This window comes from Bradyrhizobium sp. 22, assembly GCF_000482425.1.
Lineage (GTDB): Bacteria > Pseudomonadota > Alphaproteobacteria > Rhizobiales > Xanthobacteraceae > Bradyrhizobium > Bradyrhizobium japonicum_B.
Genome location: NZ_KI519400.1, coordinates 787,654 through 813,782, shown reverse-complemented (window position 1 = coordinate 813,782; position 26,129 = coordinate 787,654). Strand labels below are relative to the sequence as shown.

Sequence of the window (26,129 nt, the reverse complement as noted above, 5' to 3'; positions counted from 1 at the left end):
CCCGTCATTGCGAGCGTAGCGAAGCAATCCAGACTGCCTCAGCAGAGGCACTCTGGATTGCTTCGTCGCAAGAGCTCCTCGCAATGACGGGCGGAAATCCGACCCTTTCCCGCCCTTCTTCCCTGCGAAATCTGCATGGCTTTGCTGCGTTCCCGGCGCTAAAAGACGCCGGATACACGGAGCAAGTCATGCAAGATCTCTGGCGCCTGTCGGCCGCCGACCTCGCCACCCTCGTCAAATCCAGGAAAGTCTCCGCCAGGGAGGCGGCCACGGCCGGTCTTGCCCGGCTCGACGCCGTCAATCCCCAGCTCAATGCGGTGATCGACCACCGGCCGGACGACGTGCTCAAGCAGGCCGACGCCATCGATGCCGCCATCGCGCGAGGCGAGGACGTAGGCATGCTCGCCGGCGTGCCCGTCACCATCAAGGCCAATGTCGACCAGGAAGGCTTTGCCACCACCAACGGTCTGAAGCTGCAGCGCGACGTGATCGCGCGCGAGGACAATCCGGTCGTCGCCAATTTCCGCAAAGCCGGCGCCATTCTGCTCGGCCGCACCAATTGCCCGGCCTTCTCCTATCGCTGGTTCACCACCAATCTGATCCACGGCGACACCAAGAACCCGCGCGATGCATCGCTGACGCCGGGCGGCTCGTCCGGCGGCGCCGGTTCGGCGGTCGCGGCCGGCATCGGCCACATCGCCCACGGCACCGACATTGCGGGCTCGATCCGCTATCCCGCCTATGCCTGCGGTGTGCACGGCCTGCGTCCGACGCTGGGCCGCATCCCCGCCTTCAACCCCGCGCTGCCGGAGCGCCCGATCGGACCGCAGATCATGGCGGTGTCGGGTCCGCTGGCACGCACTGTCAACGACCTCAGGATTTCGCTCGAAGCAATGGCAGCCCGCGACATCCGCGATCCCTGGTTCGTGCCGGTGCCGCTGCAGGGCCCGGCGCGGGACAAGCGCGCTGCGCTTTGCCTCAATCCCGGCGGCCTTGCCACCACACCGGAGGTGAAGGCGGCGGTGAGCGATGCCGGCAAGCGGCTGGAGCGCGCCGGTTGGACCGTCGACGTGATCGAGGACACCCCGCCGATGCGCGAGGCGGTGGAGTGGCAGATCAAGCTCTGGCTCGGCGACGGCTACGAGGCGCAGCTCGAGATGGCCGAGCGCGAGGGCGATCCCGGCGCGCTGGCGTGCCTGCGCGGCAACCGCGCCAGGGTGACGCCGATGGACCAGGCCAATTACGCCAAGGCGCTGACACGCCGCGCCACGCTGACGCGCGAGTGGATGCTGTTCTTCGAAAAATATGCGGTGCTGCTGACGCCGGTCTCGGGCGAGCTGCCGTTCCCGGATCACCTCGACCGCAAGGACGACGAATCCTTCAAGCGGGTCTGGGAAGCGCAGCTGCCGCAGATCGCCATTCCCTTCATGGGATTGCCGGGCCTCGTGGTCTCCACCGGTCTGGTCGGCAAGGCGCCGGTCGGCGTGCACGTCGTGTCCGGCCGCTATCGCGAGGATCTCTGTCTGCTCGCGGGCGAGGCGATCGAGGCCGGCGGCGTGCCGCCGTCGCCAATCGACCCCGTGGGCTAGCGATGTCCGCCATCTACGACTTCAAGGCCAACTCGCTTGCCGGCGAGGAGGTGCCGATGAGGCGTTTCGAGGGACAGGTGTTGCTGATCGTCAACACCGCGAGCAAATGCGGCTTCACGCCGCAATATCGCGGGCTGGAGGATCTGCATCGCGATCTCTCGCCGCGCGGCTTTTCCGTGCTCGGCTTTCCCTGCAACCAGTTCGGTGCGCAGGAGCCGGGCCAGGCGAGCGAGATCCAGGCGTTCTGCTTGGCCAACTACGCCGTCACCTTCCCGCTGTTCGAGAAGGTCGACGTCAACGGCGCAAATGCGCACCCTCTGTATGCGTACCTGAAACGCCAGCAATCGGGCCTGTTGGGGGCTTCCATCAAATGGAATTTCACCAAATTCCTGGTGGACCGTGACGGCCGCGTGGTCGCGCGCTATGCGCCGACCGCCCGGCCCGAAGCATTGCGGACTCAAATCGAAACACTGTTGTGAGCGAGACAATCATGAGCGACGAATTTCCGGACCGCCTGTCGGTCGATCCGAACAGCCCCTATTACAACGCGGACATCCTGTCGCGCGACGTCGGCATCCGCTTCAAGGGCATCGAGAAGACCAATGTCGAGGAGTACTGCATCAGCGAAGGCTGGGTCCGCGTCACCGCCGGCAACGCCAAGGACCGCCACGGTAACCCGCTGACCATCAAGGTGCACGGGCCGGTCGAGCCGTATTTCAGGGATAAGAAGTAGCTATCTGCGTCGGACGCACCACACCCTCCGTCGTCATGCCCGGGCTTGACCCGGGCATCCACGTCCTCGACCTTGCTCCGTGGCAAAGACGTGGATGGCCGGGTCAGGCCCGGCCATGACGAGTGGAGAGAGCTAGCCAGGAAGAGAGAACAAATGTCCGTCCGCATCGTCGACGTCCGCGAGATCACCAAGCCGATCTCGTCCCCGATCCGCAATGCCTATATCGACTTCACCAAGATGACGACGAGCCTTGTCGCCGTCGTCACCGATGTGGTGCGCGATGGCAAGCGCGTCGTCGGCTACGGCTTCAACTCCAACGGCCGTTACGGCCAGGGCGGCCTGATCCGCGAGCGCTTTGCCCCGCGCATCCTCGAGGCCGATCCGAGGTCGTTGCTCGATGAAGCCGGCGGCAATCTCGATCCGGACAGGGTCTGGGCCGCGATGATGACCAACGAGAAGCCCGGCGGCCATGGCGAGCGTTCGGTCGCGGTCGGCACCATCGACATGGCGGTGTGGGACGCCGTGGCGAAGATCGCGGGCAAGCCGCTGTTCCGCCTGCTCGCCGAACGCCACGGCCTCACCGCCAATCCGCGCGTCTTCGTCTACGCCGCCGGCGGCTATTACTATCCGGGCAAGGGCCTGTCGATGCTGCGCGGCGAGATGCGCGGCTATCTCGATCGCGGCTACAACGTCGTGAAGATGAAGATCGGCGGTGCCGATATCGCCGAGGACCGCAAGCGCATCGAGGCCGTGCTGGAAGAGATCGGCAACGACGCGCAGCTCGCCGTCGACGCCAACGGTCGCTTCAACCTGGAGACCGGCATCGCCTACGCCAAGATGCTGCGCGACTATCCGCTGTTCTGGTATGAGGAGGTCGGCGATCCCCTCGACTATGCGCTGCAGGCCGCGCTGGCCGAATTCTATCCCGGCCCGATGGCGACAGGCGAAAACCTGTTCAGCCACCAGGACGCCCGCAATCTGATCCGCTACGGCGGCATGCGTCCCGACCGCGACTGGCTGCAATTCGACTGCGCGCTGTCCTACGGCCTGTGCGAATACCAGCGCACGCTGGAAGTCCTGAAGACCCACGGCTGGTCGCCCAGCCGCTGCATCCCCCACGGCGGCCACCAGATGTCGCTCAACATCGCCGCTGGCTTGGGCCTTGGCGGCAACGAGAGCTATCCCGACCTGTTCCAGCCCTATGGCGGCTTCCCGGATGGCGTCCGCGTCGAGAACGGCCACATCACCATGCCGGATTTGCCGGGCATCGGCTTCGAGGGAAAATCCGATCTCTACAAGGAGATGAAGGCGCTGGCGGAGTAGCCCGACTGTCGCCACATGCACCGTCATTGCGAGCGCAGCGAAGCAATCCAGAATCCTTCCGCGGCGGCAGCCTGGATTGCTTCGTCGCTACGCTCCTCGCAATGACGGTGGGGTGCGAGCCGACCGCCCCCTACGACAACCGCATGTCCAGCAGCCTTCGCCCTTCGCTCTTCAGCAGCTTCTTCACCGCGCTCGACGCCACCACCTCGCCGTCATTGGCGTAGGCTTCGTGGTTCTTCTCGATGTCGTCGAGGCGGTAGAGGTAGTTGACCATCACGCCGGCGGATTCGCGCATCCCCTTCGGCGAGAGGTCGCCGAGCCAGTTGATGCGCTCGAGCCGGGCGCCGTTGCCGAGATGGAAGCGGGCGACGGAATCGATCAGCTTGCCCTTCGGCGTGCGCGCCTTGAGGAAGTAATGCGCGGCCAGCGGCTCGATCACGGCGCGGAGCAGCGTCGTCGTCTCCGGGTTCTCGAACCATCTGGGATCGTCGAGACGCTTCAGCACCTCGCGGTCCTCGTCCGACAGCGGCAGGTCCTTGTCCTGCTTCACCCAGGCCATGAAGCCGGGCACCGGCGACAGCGTCACGAAGGTGTCGAGCTTCGGCGTCTCGCGGCGCAGCTCCTCCACCACCTGCTTGATCAGGAAGCTGCCGAAGGAGATGCCGCCGAGGCCGCGCTGGGTGTTGGAGATCGAATAGAACACGGCGGTGCGCGCGCGCTCGATCGGCAGATGCTGGCGGTCGACCGCAAGCAGCGGCGCGATCGCGCCCGGGATCGTCTCGGTCAGCGCCACCTCGACGAAGATCAGGGGCTCGTCCACCATCGCGGGGTGGAAGAAGGCGTAGCAGCGGCGGTCGACCGGATCGATGCGGCGGCGCAGATCGTCCCAGTCCGAAATCTCGTGCACGGCCTCGTAACGGATGATCTTTTCGAGGATGTTGGCCGGGGTCGACCAGTCGATCCTGCGCAGCACGAGAAACCCCCTGTTGAACCACGAAGAAAGAAGATGCGAGACGTCGCGGTCGAGCGCGGCGAGATCGGTGTGCCCGTTCATCATGTCGAGCAGATCGGCGCGCATGGCGACGAGGTCGCCGGTGCCGCCGGGCGCGCGGTTCAGCCTTCGGATCAACTCCTGCCGCCGCGGCTCCGAGGCGAAATGCAGGGAGCTCGCGTCCTCGTCGCTCGGCGCGGCGCGCCATGTCTCGATCGCCCGGGACAGGCGCTCCCGGTCCGGACCGAAGTCGCGCACCAACCCTTCGAAGAAGGCGCGCCGTCCCGCCGCATCGAGCTCCCGGTAGATGTCGAGCACCTCGCGCGCGATGGCGATACCCGATGCTTCGCCCCGGCCCGACAGCAGCGCATCGCACAGCTCGAGCAACCCGTCGGCATCCCGTCCGGTGTCAGCGGATTCGCCGCGACGAAGCAGCGTGCGGCCGCGCTCGGAGATGGTGGCGAGCAGGTCGGAGAAGAAGGCATTGGCCATAGGGGCTTTCGTATAAGGTTTGTGCGTTGCGGAAGCTTACACGGGATTTGGGTCGAAGCCGATCACAATCAAGCGGAGGAATGCGGCAACTTTAGTCGGGCCGTGCGTTTGGAGAATGCCGGCATGCCTGATGGGGACGGGGTGATGTGGCGGCGCGTCCTCGCCCCAAACACGATGTCATGCCCCGCGAAGGCGGGGCATCCAGTACTCCGCGGCCCATCTGTTCTATCACCATCGCCGGTGGAATACTGGATTGCCCGCCCCTGTGCGCAATTGCGCACTAGGCGGGCAATGACACCGAGCGAGTGGCTAACCCTTCCCTGCAAACTCCGTCGGCGTCCGCCCCGTCACCTGGCGGAACGCGGCCGAGAACGCCGGCACGCTGGCATAGCCGAGCTGGGTCGCGAGCTGCTTCACCGACACGCTGGCATCGGTCGACAGCCGCTGGATTGCCGCGGCGATCCGCGCGCGCTGGCACCAGCTCTTGAAGCTGAGCTGCGTCTCCGTCGAGAACAGCCGCGACAGCGTCCGCGCCGAGGTTCCGACCGCCCGCGCCAGCGTGTCGATGTCGTGCAGGCCGGTGGGGTCGTCGAGCACGATCATCGCGGCGCGCCGGCAGCGCACGTCGCGCGGCAGCGGCACGAACGTCGTGGAATCCTCGGCCTGGTGCAATTCCAGCATCACCAGGCGCACCAGGAGCTCGGTGCGCTCTTCGGTGTTGCGCGCGTCGAACAGCGCGAGGATGGCCTGGTTGAGCAGCGGCGACACCCGCACCACGAATTCCCTGGTGAGGCCGTCGTAGCGCTGCTCGCGCTTCAGCCAGGCGAGATCGAAATACAGCGTGCGCATCTCGATGTCGGCGAGCAGGTCGATGGCGTGCTCGAGCCCGGCCGGGACCCACACCGCCCGGTCCGGCGGCACCAGCCAGCGCCCCCCAGGCGTCGTCACCTGCATGGTGCCCCTGGCCGCATAGATCAGCTGCGCCTCGCGGTGCAAATGCGGGTCGATCCGCATGCCCCTGGGATAGTCGCGCGCGACCAGGTGCACGCCCGCGGGGGAGCGATGATTGCTGCGGACCTCACGCAGGACTGGCGTTTCCAAAATTGGCGTTTCAAAGACAGTCATTGGCGGCATCCCGTCATGGGGAGGACATATAACTCATTTCGGAGCAGGAGAGGATTCGGGAATGAACAGCCCCAGTCGGGTCATCAGTTTCGTCAACGCAGGCCATTTCATCGACCATTATTCGATGCTGATCTTCGCCGCCGCCGTCATCATCATGGGCCCGGCGCTCGGCATGGCCTATTCGGAACTTTTGCCCTACGCGACACCTGGCTTTGTGGCGTTCGGCGCGGGCTCGCTGCTCACCGGCTGGCTCGGCGACCGCTGGAGCCGCCGCCACATGATGCTGATCTTCTTCGTCGGCATCGGGGCGTCCATGGTCGCGGTCGGCTTCGTGCAGACCCCGGCGCAGCTCGGCGCCGCGCTGCTGGCGATCGGCATCTTTGCCTCGATATATCATCCCGTCGGCACCGCCATGATCGTGTCCTATGCCGATCGGCTCGGCCGCGAGATGGGCATCAACGGCGTCTGGGGCAATCTCGGCGTGGCGTCCTCGGCGCTCGTCACCGGCGTGATCGGCCAATATCTCGGCTGGCGTTTCGCTTTCATCATTCCCGGCGCGGTCACGATCCTGATCGGCATCGCCTTTGCGATCATGGTCGTGCACGAGGACCGCAAGGGCTCGAAACAGGCGGCGGCGCAGGCGCGGGTGGCCAGGCAGGACATGTGGCGGGTGGTGCTGTCGCTGCTGATCGTGGTGATCGCGATCTCCACGACGTTCAACGCTGTCACCGTGGCGTTGCCGAAATTGTTCGCCGAGCGGCTGGCGGACTTGACCAAAAGCGCGGCGCTGCTCGGGGCCATCGCCGCTGGCGTCTATGTGTTCGGCGCGATGACCCAGTACACGATCGGCCGGCTGCTCGACCGCTATTCGCTCAAGACGGTGGCATTGCCGCTGTCCTTCATGCTGGCGCCGTTCCTGTATCTGGCCGCGAGCCTGGAGAACCTGCCGCTGATCCTGGTCTCGATCGGCATCGTCATGGGGGCGTTCGGGCAGGTCACGGTCAACGACGCCATGGTCGGCAAATACACCAGCGAGGAATGGCGCTCGCGCGCCTATGCCGTGCGTTACTTCATCGGCTTCACCGCGGCCGGCGCCTCGGTCGGCCTGGTCGCCTGGCTCTACGAGCAGGGCGGCTTCGTCACCATGCTGCACGCCTTCGCCGCCCTCTGCCTGCTCGCGATCGCGGCCGCCATCATCCTGCCGCGCGAGATCCGGACGCCGCAGGCGGTGTGAGGTCATTGTGAGGCGGGCAACTGTCTCCACATCGTCATTCCGGGGCGCGCGTCAGCGCGAACCCGGAATCCATCGGGCGGCAGTGATTGCGGAGAAATGGATTCCCGGCTCGTCGCTGCGCGACGCCCCGGAATGACAGGGAGCGGAGCGGCACGTCACGCACGCCGCCGATCATGCAACTCTGCCCCTGTTTTGCCCGACGGCGCAAACTGCTTCGGCAAGGCCGAAATTTTCCCAAGCTTTTCAACTCCTTCCTTACTGTGCATGGGGTTGTTTTCGCAATTTTGTCCTCGCCCGCCCCCTCTCACCTCTGGAACCCGCTCCACCTTCCGCGGGTTCTGTCTCCATGGCCCCGACGCCGGGGGTGAAGGGGGAAATCGCCTTTATGCTATCGCGCCTGCTCCGATCGGCCGGCCTCGTCCCGGCGGCGCTCGTCCTCACCACCATTGCGGCCGGCGCTGAAGCGGGCAAAGCGGCCGGCCCGTCCGAATTCCTGCTGGTGGCGCAGATCGTGCTGCTGATCGCGGTCGGCCGCGGCCTCGGCGAGATCATGCAGCGGATCGGCCAGCCCTCGGTGATCGGCGAATTGCTCGCCGGCATCATTCTCGGGCCGTCGCTGTTCGGCTGGATCTGGCCGGAGGCGCAAGCCGCGCTCTTCCCCAAGTCGCCCGAGCAGAAGGCGATGCTCGACGGCATCGCGCAGGTCGGCATCCTGCTGCTGCTCCTGCTCACCGGCATGGAGACCGATCTCAAGCTGGTCCGCAAGGTCGGCAGGGCCGCGGTCGCGATCTCGATCGCAGGCATCGTCGTGCCGTTTGCCTGCGGCTTCGCGCTCGGCGAGTTCCTGCCCGATGCGCTGCTGCCCAATCCGGAGCAGCGCCTGGTGGCCTCGCTGTTCATGGGCACGGCGCTGTCGATCTCCTCGGTCAAGATCGTCGCCGTGGTCGTGCGCGAGATGAACTTCATGCGCCGCAATGTCGGCCAGATCATCGTCGCGACCGCCGTCATCGACGACACCATCGGCTGGATCATCATCGCCGTCATCTTCAGCCTGGCTTCGCACGGCACGCTGGACATCGCTTCGGTGGCGAAGGCGGTGCTGGGGACGCTGCTGTTCCTCGCGGTCAGCTTCACGATCGGCCGCCGCCTGGTGTTTCAGCTGATCCGCTGGGCCAACGACAACCTCGTCAGCGCCGCGGCGGTCATCACGGTGATTCTGCTGCTGATGTGCGTGATGGCGATGATCACGCATGCCATCGGCGTCCACACCGTGCTTGGCGCCTTCGTCGCCGGCATCCTGGTCGGGGAATCCCCGATCCTGACGCGGCAGATCGACGAGCGCCTGCGCGGCCTGATCTCCAGCTTCTTCATGCCGGTGTTCTTCGGCCTTGCCGGCCTTGCCGCCGATCTTTCGGTGCTGCGCGATCCCGATCTGCTGATGCTCACCGGCCTCCTGGTCTTGATCGCCAGCGTCGGAAAGTTCGGCGGCGCCTTCGTCGGCGGCGCATTGGGCGGCCTGAGCAACCGGGAATCGCTGGCGCTGGCGAGCGGCATGAACGCGCGCGGCTCGACCGAGGTGATCATCGCCACCATCGGCCTGTCGATTGGCGTGCTCAGCCAGAACCTGTTCACGATGATCGTGACCATGGCGATCGTGACCACGATGGCGATGCCCCCGATGCTGCGCGCAGCGCTGGCGAGGTTGCCGATGGACCGGGAGGAGAAGGAGCGGCTGGAACGGGAGGAATTCGAGAAGCGCGGCTTCCTCGCCAATCTCGAGCGTCCGCTGCTGGCGGTCGACGAAAGCGTCAACGCCACCTTCGCCGCCCACCTCGCGGGCCTGATCGCCGGCATGCGCGGCCTGCCGATTACCGTGCTGCACATCGGCCGAAACGCCAAGGAGCAGGAGAAGAGCCACGACGCCGAGGAGAGCCACGAAGCCGTGGTGAAGAAGGCGGCCGAGGTAGTGGCGGCCAGCAAGGAAGAGGACACTGGCAGCATCGATGTCGTCACCCGCGCAAGGCGTGCGGAGCTCGGCGAGACCATCATCGAGGAGGCACGCAAGGGTTTTGATCTGCTCGTCGTCGGCATCGACAAGGTCGCCGCGACCAAGGATCGCTTCGACCGCAGGATCGAGGACATTGCCGCGAAATTCGAGGGACCGCTCGCGATCGCCGCGGCCAAGGGCAAGCACCTGAAGCAGCCGAATCCCGAGGGACTCAACATCCTCGTTCCGGTCTCCGGCAGCGCCATCTCCAAGCGCGGTGCCGAGGTCGCGGTCGCGCTGGCGCAAGCAGGATCGGGCTCGCTCCGGATGATCTACGTCGCGACCACGCGCGACAAGGGCGCGCAGCGCGGCACCTCCCGCGGCCTCGGCCAGGAGGCCGGCATCCTCAAGGACGCCAGCGATCTCGCCGCACGCTACGACGTCGACTTCACCACCACGCTGCGGGTGAACCGTGCGCCGGAAGTCGCGATCCTGCGCGAGATCGACACCACCGACGTCGATCTCGTCGTCATGGGCGTCGACCGCATCCAGGCCGACCACCTCTCCTTCGGCGGCGTCGCCGACGCCGTGCTCAGGCAGTCGAAGGTCTCGGTGCTGCTGGTGTCGAGCGGCGAGGCGCGGCGGCCTGCGGTGGAGAAGGCTTGAGCAACGCTCTCCGCCGTCATTGCGAGGAGCGAAGCGACGAAGCAATCCAGACTGCCTCCGCGGAAAGACTCTGGATTGCTTCGCGGAGCCTGTCATCGGGCCGCGCTTCGCGCGGACTCGTTGGCTCGCAATGACGATTGGGCCGACAGCCGTTGTCTACTTCACCGCCACCGGCTTCGCCTTCGGCGCCTTCTTGCTCGCCCGCCAGTTCTCGAAGCGCTGCACCACCACGAAGAAGGCCGGCACGAACAGCACGGCAAGACAGGTCGAGGCCAGCATGCCCGAGAACACGGTGATGCCGATCGACTTGCGCGCGCTGGCGCCGGCGCCGGTGGCGAGCACCAGCGGCACCACGCCGAGGATGAAGGCGAACGAGGTCATCAGGATCGGGCGGAAGCGCGCGCGGGCCGCTTCGATCGCGGCTTCCAGCACCGGCTTGCCGTCGCGGCCGTGCAGCTCGAGCCCGACCTCGACGATCAGGATGGCGTTCTTGGCCGACAGCGCGATCAGCAGGATCAGGCCGATCTGGCAATAGAGGTTGTTGTCGATCTTGAGCCCGGACAGGATCAGCATCGGCCCGAGCAGCGACAGCGGCACCGCGAGGATCACCGAGATCGGCGCGTACCAGCTCTCATATTGGCCGGCGAGCACGAGATAGACCAGCAGCATGGCAAGGCCGAACACCCAGTAGATCTGGTTGCTGACTGCCTTCTCCTGATACGACATCGCGGTCCACTCGTAGCCGGTGCCCGGCGGCAGCGTCTTGTCCGCGATCTCCTCCATCAGCTTCAGGGATTGGCCGGAGGAGTAGCCCTGTGCCGGCAGGCCGATCACGGTCGAGGACGGATAGAGATTGTAGAGGCTGATCAGCGATGGGCCGGTGGCCGGCGTGATCTTGGCGACGGTGCCGATCGGGATCATGTCGCCGTTGGAGTTGCGCACCATCATGTTGACGATGTCGCGCTCGGTGACGCGGAAGGCGGGATCAGCCTGGGTGTAGACCTGGAACACGCGGCCGAACTTGTTGAACTGGTTGACATAGGACGAGCCGAGATAGGTCGACAGCGCCGCGAACACCTGATCGGTGGTGACATGCAGCGTCTGGGTCTTGACCCGGTCGATCTCGACGTTGAATTGCGGCACCGAGGAGCGGAACGACGACTGCACGCGCTGCAGTGCGCTCTGGCTCTGGCCGTTCGCGACCACCGCGCCGGTGATGGCCTGCAGCTTGGCGAAATCGCTGTTGCCGTCGCGCAGCTCGACCTGCATCGAGAAGCCGGCGGCGTTGCCGATGCCCTGGATCGGGGGCGGCGGCAGCACGATGGTGCGGGCTTCCATGATGGTCGCGAGCTTGTCGTTGAGGCCGTAGACCAGCGAGCGCAGATCCTCGCCGGGCCCTTTGCGGGCGTCCCAATCCTTCAGGATGATGTAGGCGACCCCGGCATTGGCGAGGCTGGCGCTGTTGTCGAGCGCCGAGATGCCGGCGATGGTGATGACCTGCGCCACGCCGGGCGTATCCTTGATGATCTCGCTGGCGCGATCGAGCACGTTCTGGGTCCGCTCCAAGGCGGCGCCGTCGGGCAGCTGGACGGCGGCGATCAGATAGCCCTGGTCCTCGATCGGCAGGAATCCGGTCGGCACCCGCGACAGCCCGTAGCCGCTGGCGCCGATGACCAGCAGCGCGAACGCGACCGAGATTGTGGCGTGCTTGACGAGGAAAGTGATCAGCCTGGTATAGCCGCGCTCGACCCGGTCATAGACCGCGTTGAAGCCGCGGTAGAAGAAATTGCGTTGCTCCGGCGGCACCGCCGGCCGCAGCCACAGCGCGCATTGCGTCGGCTTCAAGGTCGCCGCGTTGATGGCGGACAGCAGCGCGGTCGCGGCGATCACCAGCGCGAACTGCGAGTAGATCCGTCCGGTGAGGCCGGCAAGGAACGAGGCCGGCAGGAACACGGAGATCAGCACCAGGGTGATGCCGACGATCGGCGCGAACAGCTGGTCCATCGCCTTGATCGCGGCGTCGTGGCCGTTCATGCCCTGCTCGATGTTGTGCGCGGCGCCCTCGACCACGACGATGGCGTCGTCGACCACGATGCCGATCGCCAGCACGATCGCGAACAGCGTCGACATGTTGATGGTGAAGCCGAGCGCCGCCATCGCGGCGAAGGCGCCGATGATGGTGACAGGCACGGTGGTGGCCGGCACCAGCATCGCGCGCCAGTCCTGCAGGAACACCAGGATCACGACCAGCACCAGAAGGCCGGCCTCGATCAGCGTCATGTAGACCTCGTGCACCGAGGCCTCGACGAACTTGGTGGTGTCGAACGGCGTGTCGTATTTGATGCCTTCCGGAAACCGCTTGGCGAGCTCGGTCATCTTCTTCTCGACGGCCTTCTCGACCTGGAGTGCGTTGGCGCCGGGCGACTGGAACACGCCGATGCCGACCGCCGGCTGCTTGTTGAGCGAGAAGATCTGGCTGTAGGTCTGCGCGCCGAGCTCGACCCAGCCGACGTCGCGCACGCGCGTAACGTCGCCGCTGCTGCCGGACTTGACGATGATGTTCTCGAACTGGCTGGTGTCGTCGAGCCGTCCGTTGACGTTGAGCGTGTACTGGAACGCCTGTCCCGGCGGTGTCGGCGGCGCGCCGACCTGGCCGGCGGCGACCTGCTGGCTCTGCTGCTGGATCGCCTGGATGACGTCCTGCGGCACGAGGCCACGGACCTGCAGCTTGTTGGGATCGAGCCAGACCCGCATCGAATACTGGCCGGCGCCGAACACGGTGACGTTGCCGACGCCGGGCAGGCGCGAGAGCTCGTCGCGGATGTTGATGGTGGCGTAGTTGCTCAGATAGAGGCTGTCGTACCTGGAGTCCGGCGAGGTCAGCGTCACGAACAACAGGATCGAGGTCGACCGCTTCTGCACGGTGACGCCCTGGTTCTGCACCGCCTGCGGCAATTGAGACAATGCGCTTGAGACGCGGTTCTGCACCAGCACCTGCGCGAAGTTGAGATCGGTGCCGATCTTGAAGGTCACCGTCAGCGTGTAGGTGCCGTCGGAGCCGCTGTAGGACTGCATGTACAGCATGTCCTCGACGCCGTTGACCTGCTGCTCGATCGGCAGCGCCACGGTGTCGATCACGGTCTTGGCGCTGGCGCCGGGATAGCGTGTGGTGACCTGCACGGTCGGCGGCACCACGTCGGGATATTGCGCGACGGCGAGGTTGAACAGCGCGACGCCGCCGATCAGGATCATCAACAGCGCGATGACGTTCGAGAGGACCGGCCGCTCGATGAAGAATTTTGAGATCATGGCTGGCCCCTCACTTGCTCGAGGCTTGCGGCTGCTCGATCTTGGTCACCTGCGGATCGATCTTCTGGCCCGGGATCACCCGCAGCAATCCTGCGATCACCACGCGATCGTCCGGCTTCAGGCCGCTTTCGATCACGCGCAGCCCGTTGTCGACCGGGCCAATCTGCACCTTGCGCTGCTCGACGACATTGTCGCCGTTGACCACCAGCAGATAGCGGCCGCCCTGGTCGCTGCCCAGCGCGGCGTCGGGGACGAGCAGAGAGCTCTTCTCCTGCTCGAACGGCACGCGGACGCGGACGAAATAGCCCGGCAGCAGCAAGCGCTTGTCGTTGGCGACGAGGCCGCGCACCGCCAGCGTGCCGGTGGATTGATTGAGGGTCGGCGCCACGTAGTCGAGATGACCTTCGTGGGGATAGCCGGTCTCGGTCTGGAGGCCGATCTGGATCGGAAATTGCTTGAGGTTGGCGGGGGTATATCCCCGGCGGGCCGCTTCGGCGCGGATGCGCAGCACGTCCTGCTCGTTGACGGTGAAGTTCACATAGATTGGGTCCATCGCGACGATGGTGGCGAGCTGGGTCGGCGAGGAGACGCCGACGAGCTCGCCGACCGAGACCATGTGGGCGCTGACGATGCCGTCGAACGGCGCCGTCACCTTGGTGTAGCCGTAATTGACCTGGGCCAGCCTGGTGTTGACCTGCGCCTGCTGCAGATTGGCCTGGGCGTTGTCGCGCGCGGAAGTGGAATTGTCGAGCGTGGCTTGCGAGACCGCCTGGCGCTGCACCAGCTCGGCCTGCCGCTTGTAATCGGCGTCGGTCTGCCGCACCGAAGCCTGCGCGCCGATCTCCGCCGCCTGCGCCTGTTCGAGCTTGAGCTTGTAGGTTTCCGGCTCGATCGTGAACAGCTGGGTCCCCTGTTTCACGAAAGTGCCGTCCTGGTAGTCGATCGATTGCAGGAAGCCCTGCACCCGCGCCACCAGATCGACGCTCTTGATCGGCGCGGTGTTGCCGGTGGCCTCGATGTAGCGCGTCACCGGACGCTGCACGGGCGTTGCGACGTCCACCTTGGGCGGCGGCGGGGCGACATACGCGTTCTTGTCCTCGCAGCCGGCGAGCACGGTCATGGACGCCGCAGCGGAAAGGACCCGCCCGATATGCCTCCACGCTTCATTGCGGCGCGCGGGAGTGGCGGGATTCGGCGCGGTCATTCGGTAGCCCCCGATTGCTGTCTGTCGGTGCGGCAGGCTAGCAATAAACGATTGGCCGTGGAACACCATAGCCATGGCAGTCACCGGCCTTGCCCTGCAACGAGCGATGTGGCCTTTGACAAGTTTATCACGACAAACCGCTCTTCATCGGCGGCGTGATCGACCGGAATTGTATCAAAGGCCGTGCGAGCCAAACGGAGCGGTCGCAGGGAAGAAAGAGTGAGGAGACCATGACATGCCCGCGCCAGCAGACGGCTTGAAGGACGAGATCGCGCCGACCGGCAAGCTGCGGGTCGCGATCGCCATCAGCCCCGCAGGCGGCGCGTTCTGGTCGACCAGGACCGAAGCCGGCTATGCCGGCGTGCCGGTCGATCTCGGCAAGGCGATGGCCGCGCAGCTCGGCGTCCCCGTCGAATATGTCGCGCACCAGAATTCCGGGCAGATCACCGACGCGGCGTCGACAGGGAGGTGGGACGTCACCTGGCTGCCCAAAGATCCCGAGCGCGAGACCAGGATGCTGTTTGGCCCGATCTACGAGGTCGCGGACGCCACCTACATCGTCAAGCCCGGCTCGGCGGTCACCAATTTCGCAACGCTGGACCGACCCGGCACCAAGGTCGCCGCCGTCAACGCCACCACGACCATGCGCGGCGCGATCGCGCATCTGAAGCATGCCGAGGTCACGGGCTATCAGACCTATGACGAGATTTTCGGCCTGCTCAGGAGCGGCGAGATCGACGCCTTCGCATTGTCGCGCGACCAGCTCAACAAGATGGCGCAGAAGATCCCGGGCACGCGCGTGCTGGACGAGACGTTCAAGAAGACCGTGACCGCCGTCGCCGTGCCGCTCGGCCACAACCGGGCGCTGGCGTTCGTCACGACGTTCATGACGGACGCGACGAGCAACGGCACCCTGCGCAGGGCCTATGACGATAACGGCCTGAAGGATTCGCCGATCAGGACGGAGTAGCGTCCGTCAGCCTGTTTTCCACGATTGGGCTAAGTCCCGGTCGCAGCTGCCTCGCGCGCGTGCCACGCTGAGAGCACCGCACGTTCTTCATCGGCGGTCAGCCCGACGACCGGGCCGTCGCTGCTACGAAGCCAATGCAGCGTATCGCGCGCGGTATCAGCCGGTGGTCGCGAGATTAGGCCGGCCTCGCGGGCCGGTGAGGTGTCGCGCGACATGAAGCCGGCGAAGTCGGGCAGGGGCAGCCACAGCGGCAATGATCGCGGGCCCGCCCAGCGCCGCACGTCGTGGGCCTCGAGAAACGCATGGTCAATCCAGGTGAAGGTGCAGGACGCGTTCAGCGCCCCTGCGCAATCGGCCAGCAATTCGCCGCGCCTGCGTATCGGTCCGATTCCATCGTAGATCCCCGTGAGGCGAACTTCCGCCGCGTGTACGATCCACTGAGCGAGATCGCGCACGTCGATGAACTGGACGGCATCATCAGGAGACCCCGGCGCCAGCACCTCGCCGCCGCGCGCAAGCCGTGTCGGCCAATAGGCGAAGCGCCCCGTCGGGTCTTGCGGCCCGGCGATCAGGCCGGCGCGGCAGATGAAGGCATCGTTCCCGACCGCCTGTTCGCAGGCGATCTTGGCGGCGCCGTAAATGGCATCCGTGCTGTGCTCCGGATCCCCTGCCGCAGGCTCGCGCAGCGGCGCCGTATCCGCGCGCTGTCCTGGTACCCGGTTGTCCGCATACACGCTGATCGTGGAGACGAACGTCCAATGCACGCCGGGTCGCTTCAGCGCCGCGACCGCGCGCCGGACCTGGCCGGGATGACGCGAGACGTCGACCACGGCATCGAACGTCTGGCCCGCGAGCGGCGCAAGACCGTTGGTCACATCGCGGTCGATCTGGATGAAGCGCGCGCCCGCCGCAATCGGCCCGGCAAGGCCGCGAGCGGCGCAAATCACGTCGTGGCCGGCAGCGCAGGCATGGCTCGCGACCGCGCGTCCGAGAAACTGGCTGCCGCCCAAAATGAGGATGCGCATGTCCGAGCCGCCGATGAGAGCGAGAGATCACAATTTCTGGTAGCAGCTGCAACCGCCGGCGTCGAGCGGCGCCGGAGCGAGCAAGCTAAAGTGGAGTGAGGCGCTCGATCCCGGTCGCCTTGCCTTTTACTGCCATCCGCAGGATCGCTTCGCTCGGGCGCGAATTCTCCTGGGCTCGGATTGGATGTGATCCAAGACCGACGTCCTCTCGTTAGAGTCACCGAGGAAGCTGTCCATGAACAAAACGCTTGCGAAGATCTGTCAGGAAATGGCTGGCCGGGTGCTCGAACTTCAGCGCGGCCTCAACACGCCCGAACGGCGGTTAGAATTGGCGGGTGAACTTCAGGCTACGATTGAAAAGTACCTCGCGTTTGAAAAGCGAAAGAACCGCTTTTCGGTGCGGAAAGACAGGTAGCAGCGCTGCAATCAGGTTGAGTTCCGAAATGTTCGGCATGTCGGCGCCGTGCTGCACTGATTTATTTGAGCTTTTCGTTCTGAACGTTTGGAAACGGGAGGAACTCTCCGAGCTGAACGTCCAACATGTCCGTGTTTTCACGGTTACAGCGAAGCACCGCTCAATGGTGTCTAGTTGTTACGGCATTTCAGCCCAAGGGGACTACAGATGAAAAAAACAATGCTAGCCAGTGTCGCAGTGGCGGCACTGGCGTTGAGTACCCATGCGCAGGCCGCTGATATGGCGGCAAGGCCGTACGTTAAAGCGCCGCCGCCCGCTGTGGCGTCGGTTTACGATTGGAGCGGCTTCTACATCGGCGGCAACGGCGGATGGGGCACCACCCGCAACTGCTGGGACTTTGTGAGCTTCGCGGGCGCAGCCTTTACGGCAGGCGAGGGATGTCACAACGCAGACGGTGCCGTTGCTGGCGGTCAGATCGGATATCGCTGGCAGTCGGCGTCCTGGGTGTTCGGACTGGAGGCGCAAGGGGATTGGGCCGACTTGAACGGATCGCGGGTGTCGTCGCCTGCCTTCGTGTTCGCGCCGGGTGACCTCACCATCAATTCTCGGGTGCGCGCCTTCGGTCTTTTCACGGGCCAGGTCGGATGGGCCTGGAACAACGTGCTGCTCTATGCGAAGGGCGGTGCGGCCGTGGTGGATAATCGCTACACCCACACGTTCACGGCGACCAGTGCGTTGATCAACAGCAGCAGCGATACGCGGTGGGGAGCCACTGTCGGCGCCGGCGTGGAGTTCGGCTTCGCTCCCAATTGGTCGGTCGGCGTGGAGTACGATCACATTTTCCTCGATCGTCGGACTCTGAGCTTTGCGGCTGCGCCTGGAGGTGTTGCCACGACCAACAGCATCGGTCAGGACGTGGATATCGTGACTGCGCGCATCAACTATCGCTTCGGCGGGCCGGGCCTGACGCGTTACTGAGGACCCCGGTACGGCCGCGGATTGTCACCACGATCCCGCAATTTGAAGAATGATGAGAAGGGCGACCGGTGATCCGGTCGCCCTTTTCACGCGAGAATGATCGTCTGGTTCGAGTTCGCACGCCCCCCAATAAGAAGCGATACGCTCGCGCGCGACCTACCGCCCCTTGATCTCCGCATACTTCGCCATCGCCTTCTCGAACTTGCGGTTGAACAGCCACATCGCGGCGAAGATCTCGCGATAGCTTGCCGAAGTTCGCGCCCGGTCGGCCTGTCCGAACGCGAAAATGCTGTTGTTGCGCAGGTACCTCATGATCCTGGGGCTGGACACCCGGTAGTTCAGGAGATCGCCCGATCTCAGCGCGGACCGCGTCGGGGTGGGAACGATCTGGATCAGTTGAAACAGCTTCATCTGGTCGATCGGGTCGGGCAGCGTCTTCGCGATGCCCGGGATCTCCCGGAACAGGTCGGCGTGCGCGTTCATCAGTCCGTTGCGCACATTGGTCCAGTGGTTGAAGCGCTGATCGGTGCCGCGCGCCCGGGCCTCTTCCTTGTCGTCGCGCGCGCTCAAGCCCGGGTCGATCGCAGCGACGTCGCCCTTGATCTTCTCCCATTTCCTGTGGCCGTTGCGGTCCTCGGAGGGGCCGGTCTGGAAGCTGCCCATGTAGGTGTTCGAGCGCGCATTGCGGACATTCTGCTTGCCGTTGGTCTCGGCAAAGAACAGCCCGAGGCTGATGCGTCCCGCGGCGTCGGCATGCTCCGGCGCGAGCCCCTTGGCGCGCGCGATCGCAACGGCGAGGTCGACGACGTCCCTGAACGGCGTCGGCGAATTCTGCGCGCCCGCAGGCGGCGCCTCCATGATGTCGAACAGCCTGCTGTATTCCTCGATCAGCGGCTCGATATCGGCGTCGAAATAGGCCGGGGGAATCTCGAACTTGTTGGGCCGGCCGATCCGCGACGGCATGACGTCGGTGAGATCCTTGTAGGTGCTGATCACGGCGACGCGCGCCAGATACAGCGCCTGTCCCGGCAGGTTCGGCAGCGGCTCCTTGGCGTCGATCTGGCGCCGCCGCTCGGCAAGGATCGATTTGAACTCGCCGAGCGCGCGGTCATAGGCGGCGACCGCCTCCGATTGCCGGGGCGTGAGCGCGACCTTCTGCGCGAGGGCAGGGCCCATGATGAAGAAGGCAACAGCCACAAAGACTGCGAGACGTCTGAATCCCATGGCCGGTTCCCGTCGATTCGCTGGCCAGGGAGATCGTAAGCAACAGAGGTGAGGGCTGGCGAGACGCAAATCCCGCTCAGCCGGATTTCTTATGCAGCCCGATAGTCCGGCGCCGTCGCCAGGAATTTGGCGTAGGCGTCCGCGTCCGGCGGCTGGAAGCGGCCGGCAAGCCCGCCGCGCTTCTGGTTCTTCGCGCCGATGTCGGCCATCAGCTCGTCGAAATGGCGGTAATGATAGGGCGCGACGCACAGGCCGCCATAGACGCCCGCGGCCGGGCGCTCGACGCGCTTGAAGTGCAGCATCATCTCGATGTTGTCGCGCATCGCTTGCGCCGTCGGCTGGTTGGCGAGCTGGCCGTCGGCATAGCGCACCAGCCAGTTGGCGGCGAGGTCGGCGCAGAGCACGGTGCAGAACGAGGAGTTGAAGCCGACGAAGCCGAGCTCGGGCAGATCGGGGTTGGCGATCAGGCGATAGAGCCGGTACTGGCCGTCGGCATCGACCAGCTTCTGCCTGTAAGCTTCGGGCAGGAACGGCACGCCGAGCTTGTAACCGATCGCGAGCACCGCGACGTCGGCGCCCACCCGCTCGCCGCCGCTCATCACGATGCTGTCGCCGTCGTAATGGTCGAAGGTGCCGAACACCGCCTTGATGCGGCCGTCGGCGACCATCGGATAGAAGCCGGGCGTTGCGATCGGCACCGAGCAATTGACGCCGTCCTCGATCCGCTCCTTCGGCACCATGTTGCAGCGGCCGAGCTTGAGCTGCGCCTTCAGCAGGCTTTCCAGCCCGCGCCAATTGGCCCAGACCAGCGGCGCGGCGATGCGATGCGCGAGCCGCCCCATTGAACTGATGCCCCAGCCCGGAAACATCTCCTCCTGCGCGCGGATGTAGAGGATGCGCTTGAAGTTCACGAGGCCGCCGATGAAATAGGGGATGCGCCAGACCGGCTCGCGCATCACGATGGTGACCTCGCGCGCGCCCGACTTCACCGCGTTGACCGCGATGTCGGTCGCCGATTTCGAGCCGCCGAGCACGACGATGCGGCGGCCCTTCGCCAGCGAGGGATCGCCGTATTTCGAGGAATGCAGGATCTGGCCGCCCTGTGCGAGGAACGCGTCCTCGCCGGGGCAATGCAGCTCGCGCGGCTCGTTGAATTGCCCGGTGCAGACCGCGACGAAGTCGAAATCTTCGCTCGTCACCGCGCCGTCCTTGCTCTTCAGCGCGAGCGTCCAGCCCGGTCTGCCGTCGGCGCGCCGCGCCATGCCGGCGACCTCGGTGTCGAGGCGCAGCATGCGGTCGAGGCCGAAGCTGCTGGCGTAGTCGGCGAGATAGGCATGGACCTGCGGCCCGGTCGGCCATTCCGGATAGCCTTCCGGCATGGCGCGGTCGGTGTAGCGATAGAGCTCCTTCGGGCTCTGCGTCTGCACGTCAGGATAGGAGCGCGCCGGCTCCCAGACCCCGCCGAGATCCGAGCTGCGCTCGACGATGGCGACGCTGTGGCCGCGGGCAGAGAACGCCTTGGCGGCGGCAAGGCCGGAGACGCCGGCGCCGATCACGCAGACATGCTTGGGACTGACCATGGGTTTGCTCGCAATGTGTTTGGGCGCAAGCGGCCACGTTCGGCCGCAAGGCGCGGCCGGCGGGCCAGCAAGCGGATGCAGTGGAGGAGGAACCTAGTCGTTGGCCTCGGGCGGCAGGAAATCGACCTCGTGCAGCGCCGAGATGCGCACGACTTCCGCGGGGTCGGTCAGATTGTGCAGCTGGTTGAACAACGCCTCCAGCTTCTGCATCGGCGAGACCCAGAACAGCGCGCGGCAGGGCTTGTCGGATTTGTTGAAATAGCCGTGCGGGATGCCGCGCGGCATGCGCACGAGATCGCCGGCATGGGCCTTGACCCATTGTCCGTCGAGCTTGAGGTCGAGCGTGCCCTCCTGCACCAGGATGAACTCGTCCTGGGTCGGATGGATGTGCACCGGCACGAACTGGCCGGGATCGCTGTTGGTCTCGAACGCGAAGGTGGAATCGGTGACGGCCTTGGGGAAATAGACCTGGCCAAGGATATTCCAGCTCTTGCCGCCATAGCCTGTGCCGTTCGCGGTGATGCCTTTTTCGAGTGCAGTCATGGCTTGCTCCTCATGGATTCCGGCGGGGACGGAGCATCGTCCGAGGACGGTCCGACTGTCTATCCGCTAAACGAATCCGGATGAACCTATTGCCATGCAGCACGACGAATTTGCGAGCTACGGCCCTTTTCGCCCCCACGGAACTATTATAGGCTTAAAGGAATTCCGGGCGCGAAGCATGGTCGACGATGTCCGCAGCCGAGCTGGAAATGAGCGCAACAGCCTCTGCAGCCGAACGGCTTGCGGCGTTCGCCCGCGTCACCACCGATGACGTCGACGAAGCGGCCGAACAGATCGGGCGCATCTTCTGTCCGCACGACCTCAAGCCGGCACAGGCGCGCGCGGCCGGATTCTCGGCCCGGCACAATTGCGCGGCCTTCGACGGTTTCTCCATCAATTACGTCGCCTATGGCGGATCGGTCTGCATCGATCCCGGTTGCCTCGAGCGCTTCTTCCTGGTGCAGATTCCGCTCGCGGGCACAGCCCACATCCGCGCCGGAATCGCCGAGCTCGAGGCCGCGCCGGAGCGGACGGCGTCGCTGCTGTCGCCGACGATCCCGACCCGGATGATGTGGCGCGACTGTGCGCAGGCCATCCTGCTGCTCGACCGCCGCATCGTCGAGCAGCGCGCCGCGGCGCTGTCGGGCAGGGCATCGGGCGCCGTCGAGTTCGATCCGGTGATCGACCTGGAGACGCCGGCCGGACGGGTGCTGCGAACCCGTCTTGCCGAGCTGATGACGATCGCCGAGCGTCTAGGTCCGTCCGGCAGGCTGTCGGCGATCGCCATGGCCGATTGGCGCGAAATGCTGCTCGATCATCTCCTCAATGGCCAGCGGCATGGCCTCTCGGATGCGATCACCACATTCTCCGGCCGCGCCGAGCGGCTGCCGCGCACGCTCCGCGCGGCGCGCGACCATCTTGCGGACAACGCCGGCGAGCCGCTCGACCTCGCACAGCTCGCCTGCGCCTCCGGCATCGGCATCCGCGCGCTTCAGCTCGGCTTCCGCCGCCATTTCGGCCAGTCGATCTCGCAGATGCTGCTCGACATGCGCCTCGCAGCTCTGCATGCCCGGCTCGCGCAAGGATCGCCCGATGCCTCCGTCACCGACATCGCGTTCGAGCTCGGCTTCACCCATCTCAGCCGCATGGCCGGGGCCTACCGCGAAAAATTCGGCGAGACGCCGTCGGCCACGCTGCGGCGGCGGCTGAGCTGAAGGATCGTCAAGCAGTCGCGGGATTTTCGCGCAGCGTCGTCACCCAGATCACGCGCGCTGCCTGCTGGGTCGGATTGTCGAACATGTGCGGCACGGTGCTCGGAAAGCGGAAGCTGTCGCCGGCTTCCAGCACATGGGCCTGGTTGTCGAGCCACAGCCGCAGGCTGCCGGACAGGATGTAGCCGGCCTTCTCGCCGGTGTGCTGCAGGAAGTCGGTGCCGGAGGAGGCGCCGGGATTGAGCGTGAGCTCGTAGAGTTCGAGCTGGCCCTTGCCTTCGGGAGTGAGGGCTTCCTTGACGACGCCGCTGGCGGTGAGGCGCAGCAGCCGGCGGCTGTTCTTGCGGACGATGTAGCGCGGCACCTCGGCGGGATCGCTGGTCTCGAAGAAATAGGAGATCGGCACGTCGAGCGCGATGCTGAGCAGGCGCAGCGTCCGGATCGACGGCATGGCGCGCGCGCGTTCGAGCTGGCTGATCATGCCGGTGGAGAGGCCCGTCTTGTTGGCGACGTCCTGGATCGAGAAGCCGGCACGCTGACGCAGCAGCCGCACGGTTTCGCCGAGCCGCTGGTCGACCGCATCGTCCGCCTCGCTGGTCGGGGCGTCCTTCGGACTGTTGGTGTCGCCGCGACCATCCATGTCGCTCTCCCATGCATCATCATGAGCCTCGGCCGCATGGGTGAGAGGCATCAGTTGGAGTGAAAAGGTCGCGCATATTAGCAATGCGATTGACAGTTGTATTTAGTCGTGATGAAATTTTGGTTCAAGAATTTAGAAGCACTAAAGCCCACTCCTGTCCCCTGCCGGGGTCTTGGGGGCGCGGGAGACGGTGCCGCGTGCGGGAACGGAGACTGGTCATGGCAGACAGCACCGGCAGGTTCGGCGTTGGCGGAGTCCACTTCGGCATTCCAAGTCGCCGGCAATTCTTCCAGCTCGGTGCGGGCGCCGCGGCGGGTTTGACGCTTCCAGGCCACGCCTTTGCGCAGAGCGAACGTCCCTCCAATCCGCCGGACAAGCCGCGCGGGCAGGTGATCGCGGCGCTGTCGCAGGAGCCGACGGTCTTTCATCCATTGATGCCCGGCATCGAGGTCGATCAGGGCGTCTGGTGGCAGGTGTTCTCGCTGCTCTGGTACATCGACCCCGCCGGCAATTTCGTTCCCGATCTCGCCCGCGAAATCCCGACCATCGAGAATGGCGGCCTGTCGGCCGACGGCCTGACCTGGAAGATCAAGCTGCGCAGCGACGTGAAGTGGCACGACGGCACGCCGTTCACGGCCGACGACGTCAAGTTCTCGCTCGAGCTGATCAACGATTCCAATTTCCGCGCGCGCAGCCGCGTCGGCCACAGCCTGGTCAAGGACATCAAGGTCGTCGCGGCGGACGAGATCCACTGGCGCATGGAAGCGCCTTATTCGCCCTACATGTCGATCCTGGGGTCGCTGACCTTCATCGTGCCCAAGCACATTCTGGAGAAGGTGTCCGATCCGAACGCCTCGCCGTTCCACAATGCGCCAGTCGGCACCGGGCCTTTCCGCTGGGGCGAACGGGTGCCCGGCGACCACATCCTGCTCAATGCGCACACCGGCTATCACGGCAAGGGGCCCTACGTCGAACGCGTGGTCTTCAAGTACATTCCGGATCTCACCGTGCTCTACACCCAGTTCCGCACGGGACAGGTCGACTACACCGGCCTGCAAGGCATCCTGCCGAACTTCGTGCAGGAGGCGAAGACGCTGAAGGGCCGCAAGATCGTCGTCTCCTCGACCTCCTCGGTGGAGCATATCGCGCCCAATCTGGAGTTCGGTCCCTTTGCCGACCGCGCGGTGCGCGAGGCGCTGTATCTGGCCATCAACAAGCAGGCGATCATCGACGCGCTCTATTACGGCCTGCCGACGCAGACCGAGAGTTTCGTGCCGCAACAGGCCTGGTCGTCCCAGCAGGGACTGCCGCAGCACAAATACGATCCTGCCAAGGCCAATGCGCTGCTCGATGCGGCGGGATGGGTGCGCGGCGCCGGCGGCGTGCGCGAGAAAGGCGGCGTCAAGCTCGAATTCACCAATTCGACCACGTCGGGCAATGCGGCGCGCGAGCAGACCCAGCAGCTCCTGATCCAGGATTGGCGCGCGATCGGCGCCGCGATGCGCGTCAACAACATGCCGGCGGCCGTGATCTGGGGCGAGTTCTGGCAGCAATCCAAGTTCAATTCGGTGATCGTCGGCGTGAACTTCATGCTCGGCAGCGACCCCGACGTGACGCCGCGCTTCGGCTCCGGCGCCATTCCCGCCAAGGGCGGCCGCGGCTACAACACTTATCAATATCAGAGCGCGGAGGCCGACCGGCTGCTGGCCCAAGGCGCCAGGCAATTCGATCTGGCGCAGCGCAAGACCACCTATGGCGAGCTGCAAAAGCTGATCCGCAACGACCTGGCGATCCTGCCGCTGTTCCAGGGCTTCATCGCAGAAGGCGTGAAGGAGGGGCTGCAAGGCTTCCGCCCCAACATCAACACCTCGATCAATTGCTGGAATATCCGCGAATGGTACTGGGCCTGACGGATCAGGTGCGCAGGGCAGCCTGAGATGGCCCGTTACGTCGTCAACCGCCTGGCGCAGGCGATCATGCTGCTGGTGATCGTCTCGGCGATCGGCTTTGCCATCCTGCATCTGGCGCCCGGTGGCCCGCTGTCGCAATTTGCCGTCTCCGGACAGATGACGCAGGAAGATCTCGATCGCGTCACCAAGCAGCTCGGGCTCGATCGGCCGCTACCGGTGCAGTATCTCGACTGGTTCGGTCGCATGCTCAAAGGCGATTGGGGCCGCTCCTATCGCGACGGCGAAGCGGTGTTGTCGGTGATCTCCTCGCATCTCGGCGCCACACTGGAGCTGATGGCGACGGCGACCATCATCGCGGTGCTGCTCGGCTGCTGGATCGGCATCCTTGGCGCGCTGCGCCGCTATTCGCTGTTCGATACGCTCGCCACCGTCGGGGCCATGATCGCGCTGTCGATCCCGACCTTCTGGTTCGGCCTCGTCACCATCTACGTGTTCTCGGTCAAGCTCGGCTGGCTGCCTGCCGGCAACCGGCACACCATTGGCGACGGCTCCTTCCTCGATCTGCTGCATCATCTGATCGCGCCGGCGATGGTGCTGGCGCTGGTGGAGACCGCGATGTGGGGCCGCTTCATGCGCTCCTCCATGCTCGAGGTGATCAACCAGGACTACATACGCACCGCGCGCGCCAAGGGCATGCCGGAATGGCGCATCCTCACCGTCCACGCGTTCCGCAACGCGCTGCTGCCGATGATCACGGTGGCGGGCCTGCAGTTTCCCACGCTGCTCGGCGGCGCGCTGGTGGCCGAGACCGTGTTCACCTGGCCCGGCATGGGCCGGCTGTTCCTGGATTCGATCGGCTACCGCGACTATCCCGTGGTGATGGGCATCCTGATGTTCTCGGCGACCATGGTGCTGATCGGCTCGCTGCTGGCCGACATCCTCTATGCCGTCGTCGATCCGCGCATCCGGGTGGGCTAGGT

The 26,129-nt window shown here is 65.4% G+C and carries 21 protein-coding genes; 12 read left to right on the top strand and 9 right to left on the bottom strand.

Translation table 11 applies throughout. The features are described from left to right. Window positions 1-188: 188 nt before the first annotated feature. From K410_RS0129330 to tarD, 4 genes are all read left to right on the top strand, one after another. Entirely contained in the window at window positions 189-1,589 is a 1,401-nt protein-coding gene (locus tag K410_RS0129330; RefSeq protein WP_028138185.1) for an amidase family protein, read from the top strand. A 2-nt stretch (window positions 1,590-1,591) separates the two neighbouring features. Then, window positions 1,592-2,068 (top strand): glutathione peroxidase, encoded by a 477-nt coding sequence (locus K410_RS0129325; protein WP_028138184.1) that lies wholly within the window; start codon window positions 1,592-1,594, stop codon window positions 2,066-2,068. Window positions 2,069-2,079: 11 nt separating this feature from the next. Continuing rightward, a complete protein-coding gene (locus K410_RS0129320; RefSeq protein ID WP_008559805.1) occupies window positions 2,080-2,322 on the top strand; it encodes a DUF3297 family protein in 243 nt (80 codons plus the stop codon). A gap of 153 nt (window positions 2,323-2,475) precedes the next feature. Continuing rightward, entirely contained in the window at window positions 2,476-3,645 is a 1,170-nt protein-coding gene (tarD, locus tag K410_RS0129315; RefSeq protein WP_028138183.1) for a D(-)-tartrate dehydratase, read from the top strand. Window positions 3,646-3,775: 130 nt separating this feature from the next. On the opposite strand, the gene K410_RS0129310 is transcribed toward tarD, so the two are convergent. Then, the gene (locus K410_RS0129310; RefSeq protein ID WP_028138182.1) at window positions 3,776-5,128 is read right to left on the bottom strand and encodes a malonyl-CoA decarboxylase; all 1,353 of its coding nucleotides are present in this window, start codon (window positions 5,126-5,128) and stop codon (window positions 3,776-3,778) included. A gap of 309 nt (window positions 5,129-5,437) precedes the next feature. After that, window positions 5,438-6,262 (bottom strand): AraC family transcriptional regulator, encoded by an 825-nt coding sequence (locus K410_RS0129305; RefSeq protein WP_028138181.1) that lies wholly within the window; start codon window positions 6,260-6,262, stop codon window positions 5,438-5,440. 52 nt (window positions 6,263-6,314) lie between these two features. Between K410_RS0129305 and K410_RS0129300 the strand changes: the two genes are divergently transcribed. Together K410_RS0129300 and K410_RS0129295 are read left to right on the top strand one after the other, a co-directional pair. Next, the gene (locus tag K410_RS0129300; protein WP_028138180.1) at window positions 6,315-7,487 is read left to right on the top strand and encodes an MFS transporter; all 1,173 of its coding nucleotides are present in this window, start codon (window positions 6,315-6,317) and stop codon (window positions 7,485-7,487) included. Between the two features lie 385 nt (window positions 7,488-7,872). Further along, window positions 7,873-10,140 carry a cation:proton antiporter domain-containing protein gene (locus tag K410_RS0129295; protein WP_028138179.1) on the top strand — a complete coding sequence of 756 codons (2,268 nt, stop codon included), beginning with the start codon at window positions 7,873-7,875 and terminating at the stop codon, window positions 10,138-10,140. A gap of 156 nt (window positions 10,141-10,296) precedes the next feature. Here the strand turns inward: K410_RS0129295 and K410_RS0129290 are convergent, their stop codons facing one another. Together K410_RS0129290 and K410_RS0129285 are read right to left on the bottom strand one after the other, a co-directional pair. Beyond that, a complete protein-coding gene (locus tag K410_RS0129290) occupies window positions 10,297-13,449 on the bottom strand; it encodes an efflux RND transporter permease subunit (RefSeq protein ID WP_028138178.1) in 3,153 nt (1,050 codons plus the stop codon). Between the two features lie 10 nt (window positions 13,450-13,459). After that, the gene (locus K410_RS0129285) at window positions 13,460-14,653 is read right to left on the bottom strand and encodes an efflux RND transporter periplasmic adaptor subunit (RefSeq protein ID WP_028138177.1); all 1,194 of its coding nucleotides are present in this window, start codon (window positions 14,651-14,653) and stop codon (window positions 13,460-13,462) included. A 235-nt stretch (window positions 14,654-14,888) separates the two neighbouring features. Between K410_RS0129285 and K410_RS37415 the strand changes: the two genes are divergently transcribed. Then, on the top strand, window positions 14,889-15,623 hold the full coding sequence (locus K410_RS37415) for a transporter substrate-binding domain-containing protein (protein WP_049820376.1): 735 nt from the start codon (window positions 14,889-14,891) through the stop codon (window positions 15,621-15,623). A 29-nt stretch (window positions 15,624-15,652) separates the two neighbouring features. Here the strand turns inward: K410_RS37415 and K410_RS0129275 are convergent, their stop codons facing one another. Beyond that, on the bottom strand, window positions 15,653-16,648 hold the full coding sequence (locus K410_RS0129275) for an NAD-dependent epimerase/dehydratase family protein (protein WP_028138176.1): 996 nt from the start codon (window positions 16,646-16,648) through the stop codon (window positions 15,653-15,655). Window positions 16,649-16,883: 235 nt separating this feature from the next. Here K410_RS0129275 and K410_RS0129270 point away from each other — a divergent pair, with 235 nt between their 5' ends. After that, window positions 16,884-17,063 carry a hypothetical protein gene (locus K410_RS0129270; RefSeq protein ID WP_028138175.1) on the top strand — a complete coding sequence of 60 codons (180 nt, stop codon included), beginning with the start codon at window positions 16,884-16,886 and terminating at the stop codon, window positions 17,061-17,063. Window positions 17,064-17,270: 207 nt separating this feature from the next. Continuing rightward, window positions 17,271-18,041 (top strand): outer membrane protein, encoded by a 771-nt coding sequence (locus K410_RS0129265; protein WP_028138174.1) that lies wholly within the window; start codon window positions 17,271-17,273, stop codon window positions 18,039-18,041. Window positions 18,042-18,197: 156 nt separating this feature from the next. Here the strand turns inward: K410_RS0129265 and K410_RS0129260 are convergent, their stop codons facing one another. From K410_RS0129260 to K410_RS0129250, 3 genes are all read right to left on the bottom strand, one after another. After that, window positions 18,198-19,265, bottom strand: coding sequence for a hypothetical protein (locus K410_RS0129260; RefSeq protein ID WP_028138173.1), 1,068 nt, complete (start codon window positions 19,263-19,265; stop codon window positions 18,198-18,200). Between the two features lie 89 nt (window positions 19,266-19,354). After that, window positions 19,355-20,845 (bottom strand): flavin-containing monooxygenase, encoded by a 1,491-nt coding sequence (locus K410_RS0129255; RefSeq protein WP_028138172.1) that lies wholly within the window; start codon window positions 20,843-20,845, stop codon window positions 19,355-19,357. 93 nt (window positions 20,846-20,938) lie between these two features. Beyond that, entirely contained in the window at window positions 20,939-21,388 is a 450-nt protein-coding gene (locus K410_RS0129250) for a cupin domain-containing protein (RefSeq protein ID WP_024339447.1), read from the bottom strand. 188 nt (window positions 21,389-21,576) lie between these two features. On the opposite strand from K410_RS0129250, the gene K410_RS0129245 reads away from it, so the two are divergent. Then, on the top strand, window positions 21,577-22,602 hold the full coding sequence (locus K410_RS0129245) for an AraC family transcriptional regulator (RefSeq protein WP_028138171.1): 1,026 nt from the start codon (window positions 21,577-21,579) through the stop codon (window positions 22,600-22,602). A gap of 7 nt (window positions 22,603-22,609) precedes the next feature. Here K410_RS0129245 and K410_RS0129240 read toward each other — a convergent pair whose 3' ends face one another. Continuing rightward, the gene (locus K410_RS0129240; RefSeq protein WP_028138170.1) at window positions 22,610-23,239 is read right to left on the bottom strand and encodes a cupin domain-containing protein; all 630 of its coding nucleotides are present in this window, start codon (window positions 23,237-23,239) and stop codon (window positions 22,610-22,612) included. Window positions 23,240-23,457: 218 nt separating this feature from the next. On the opposite strand from K410_RS0129240, the gene K410_RS0129235 reads away from it, so the two are divergent. Both K410_RS0129235 and K410_RS0129230 read left to right on the top strand, forming a co-directional pair. Continuing rightward, on the top strand, window positions 23,458-25,149 hold the full coding sequence (locus tag K410_RS0129235) for a peptide ABC transporter substrate-binding protein (protein ID WP_028138169.1): 1,692 nt from the start codon (window positions 23,458-23,460) through the stop codon (window positions 25,147-25,149). A gap of 27 nt (window positions 25,150-25,176) precedes the next feature. Then, the gene (locus K410_RS0129230; RefSeq protein WP_028138168.1) at window positions 25,177-26,127 is read left to right on the top strand and encodes an ABC transporter permease; all 951 of its coding nucleotides are present in this window, start codon (window positions 25,177-25,179) and stop codon (window positions 26,125-26,127) included. Window positions 26,128-26,129: the final 2 nt, after the last annotated feature.

Bases quoted from the DNA above. Each gene is read 5' to 3' on its own strand.
- K410_RS0129325 (WP_028138184.1), top strand. From the start codon at position 1,592: ATGTCCGCCATCTACGACTTCAAGGCCAACTCGCTTGCCGGCGAGGAG.
- K410_RS0129310 (WP_028138182.1), bottom strand. From the start codon at position 5,128: ATGGCCAATGCCTTCTTCTCCGACCTGCTCGCCACCATCTCCGAGCGC.
- K410_RS0129275 (WP_028138176.1), bottom strand. From the start codon at position 16,648: ATGCGCATCCTCATTTTGGGCGGCAGCCAGTTTCTCGGACGCGCGGTC.
- K410_RS0129250 (WP_024339447.1), bottom strand. From the start codon at position 21,388: ATGACTGCACTCGAAAAAGGCATCACCGCGAACGGCACAGGCTATGGC.
- K410_RS0129285 (WP_028138177.1), bottom strand. From the start codon at position 14,653: ATGACCGCGCCGAATCCCGCCACTCCCGCGCGCCGCAATGAAGCGTGG.
- K410_RS0129305 (WP_028138181.1), bottom strand. From the start codon at position 6,262: ATGCCGCCAATGACTGTCTTTGAAACGCCAATTTTGGAAACGCCAGTC.
- K410_RS0129300 (WP_028138180.1), top strand. From the start codon at position 6,315: ATGAACAGCCCCAGTCGGGTCATCAGTTTCGTCAACGCAGGCCATTTC.
- K410_RS0129265 (WP_028138174.1), top strand. From the start codon at position 17,271: ATGAAAAAAACAATGCTAGCCAGTGTCGCAGTGGCGGCACTGGCGTTG.
- K410_RS0129235 (WP_028138169.1), top strand. From the start codon at position 23,458: ATGGCAGACAGCACCGGCAGGTTCGGCGTTGGCGGAGTCCACTTCGGC.
- K410_RS0129245 (WP_028138171.1), top strand. From the start codon at position 21,577: ATGTCCGCAGCCGAGCTGGAAATGAGCGCAACAGCCTCTGCAGCCGAA.
- K410_RS0129255 (WP_028138172.1), bottom strand. From the start codon at position 20,845: ATGGTCAGTCCCAAGCATGTCTGCGTGATCGGCGCCGGCGTCTCCGGC.
- K410_RS0129270 (WP_028138175.1), top strand. From the start codon at position 16,884: ATGAACAAAACGCTTGCGAAGATCTGTCAGGAAATGGCTGGCCGGGTG.
- K410_RS0129260 (WP_028138173.1), bottom strand. From the start codon at position 19,265: ATGGGATTCAGACGTCTCGCAGTCTTTGTGGCTGTTGCCTTCTTCATC.
- K410_RS0129240 (WP_028138170.1), bottom strand. From the start codon at position 23,239: ATGGATGGTCGCGGCGACACCAACAGTCCGAAGGACGCCCCGACCAGC.
- K410_RS0129290 (WP_028138178.1), bottom strand. From the start codon at position 13,449: ATGATCTCAAAATTCTTCATCGAGCGGCCGGTCCTCTCGAACGTCATC.
- K410_RS0129330 (WP_028138185.1), top strand. From the start codon at position 189: ATGCAAGATCTCTGGCGCCTGTCGGCCGCCGACCTCGCCACCCTCGTC.
- tarD (WP_028138183.1), top strand. From the start codon at position 2,476: ATGTCCGTCCGCATCGTCGACGTCCGCGAGATCACCAAGCCGATCTCG.
- K410_RS37415 (WP_049820376.1), top strand. From the start codon at position 14,889: ATGCCCGCGCCAGCAGACGGCTTGAAGGACGAGATCGCGCCGACCGGC.
- K410_RS0129320 (WP_008559805.1), top strand. From the start codon at position 2,080: ATGAGCGACGAATTTCCGGACCGCCTGTCGGTCGATCCGAACAGCCCC.
- K410_RS0129230 (WP_028138168.1), top strand. From the start codon at position 25,177: ATGGCCCGTTACGTCGTCAACCGCCTGGCGCAGGCGATCATGCTGCTG.
- K410_RS0129295 (WP_028138179.1), top strand. From the start codon at position 7,873: ATGCTATCGCGCCTGCTCCGATCGGCCGGCCTCGTCCCGGCGGCGCTC.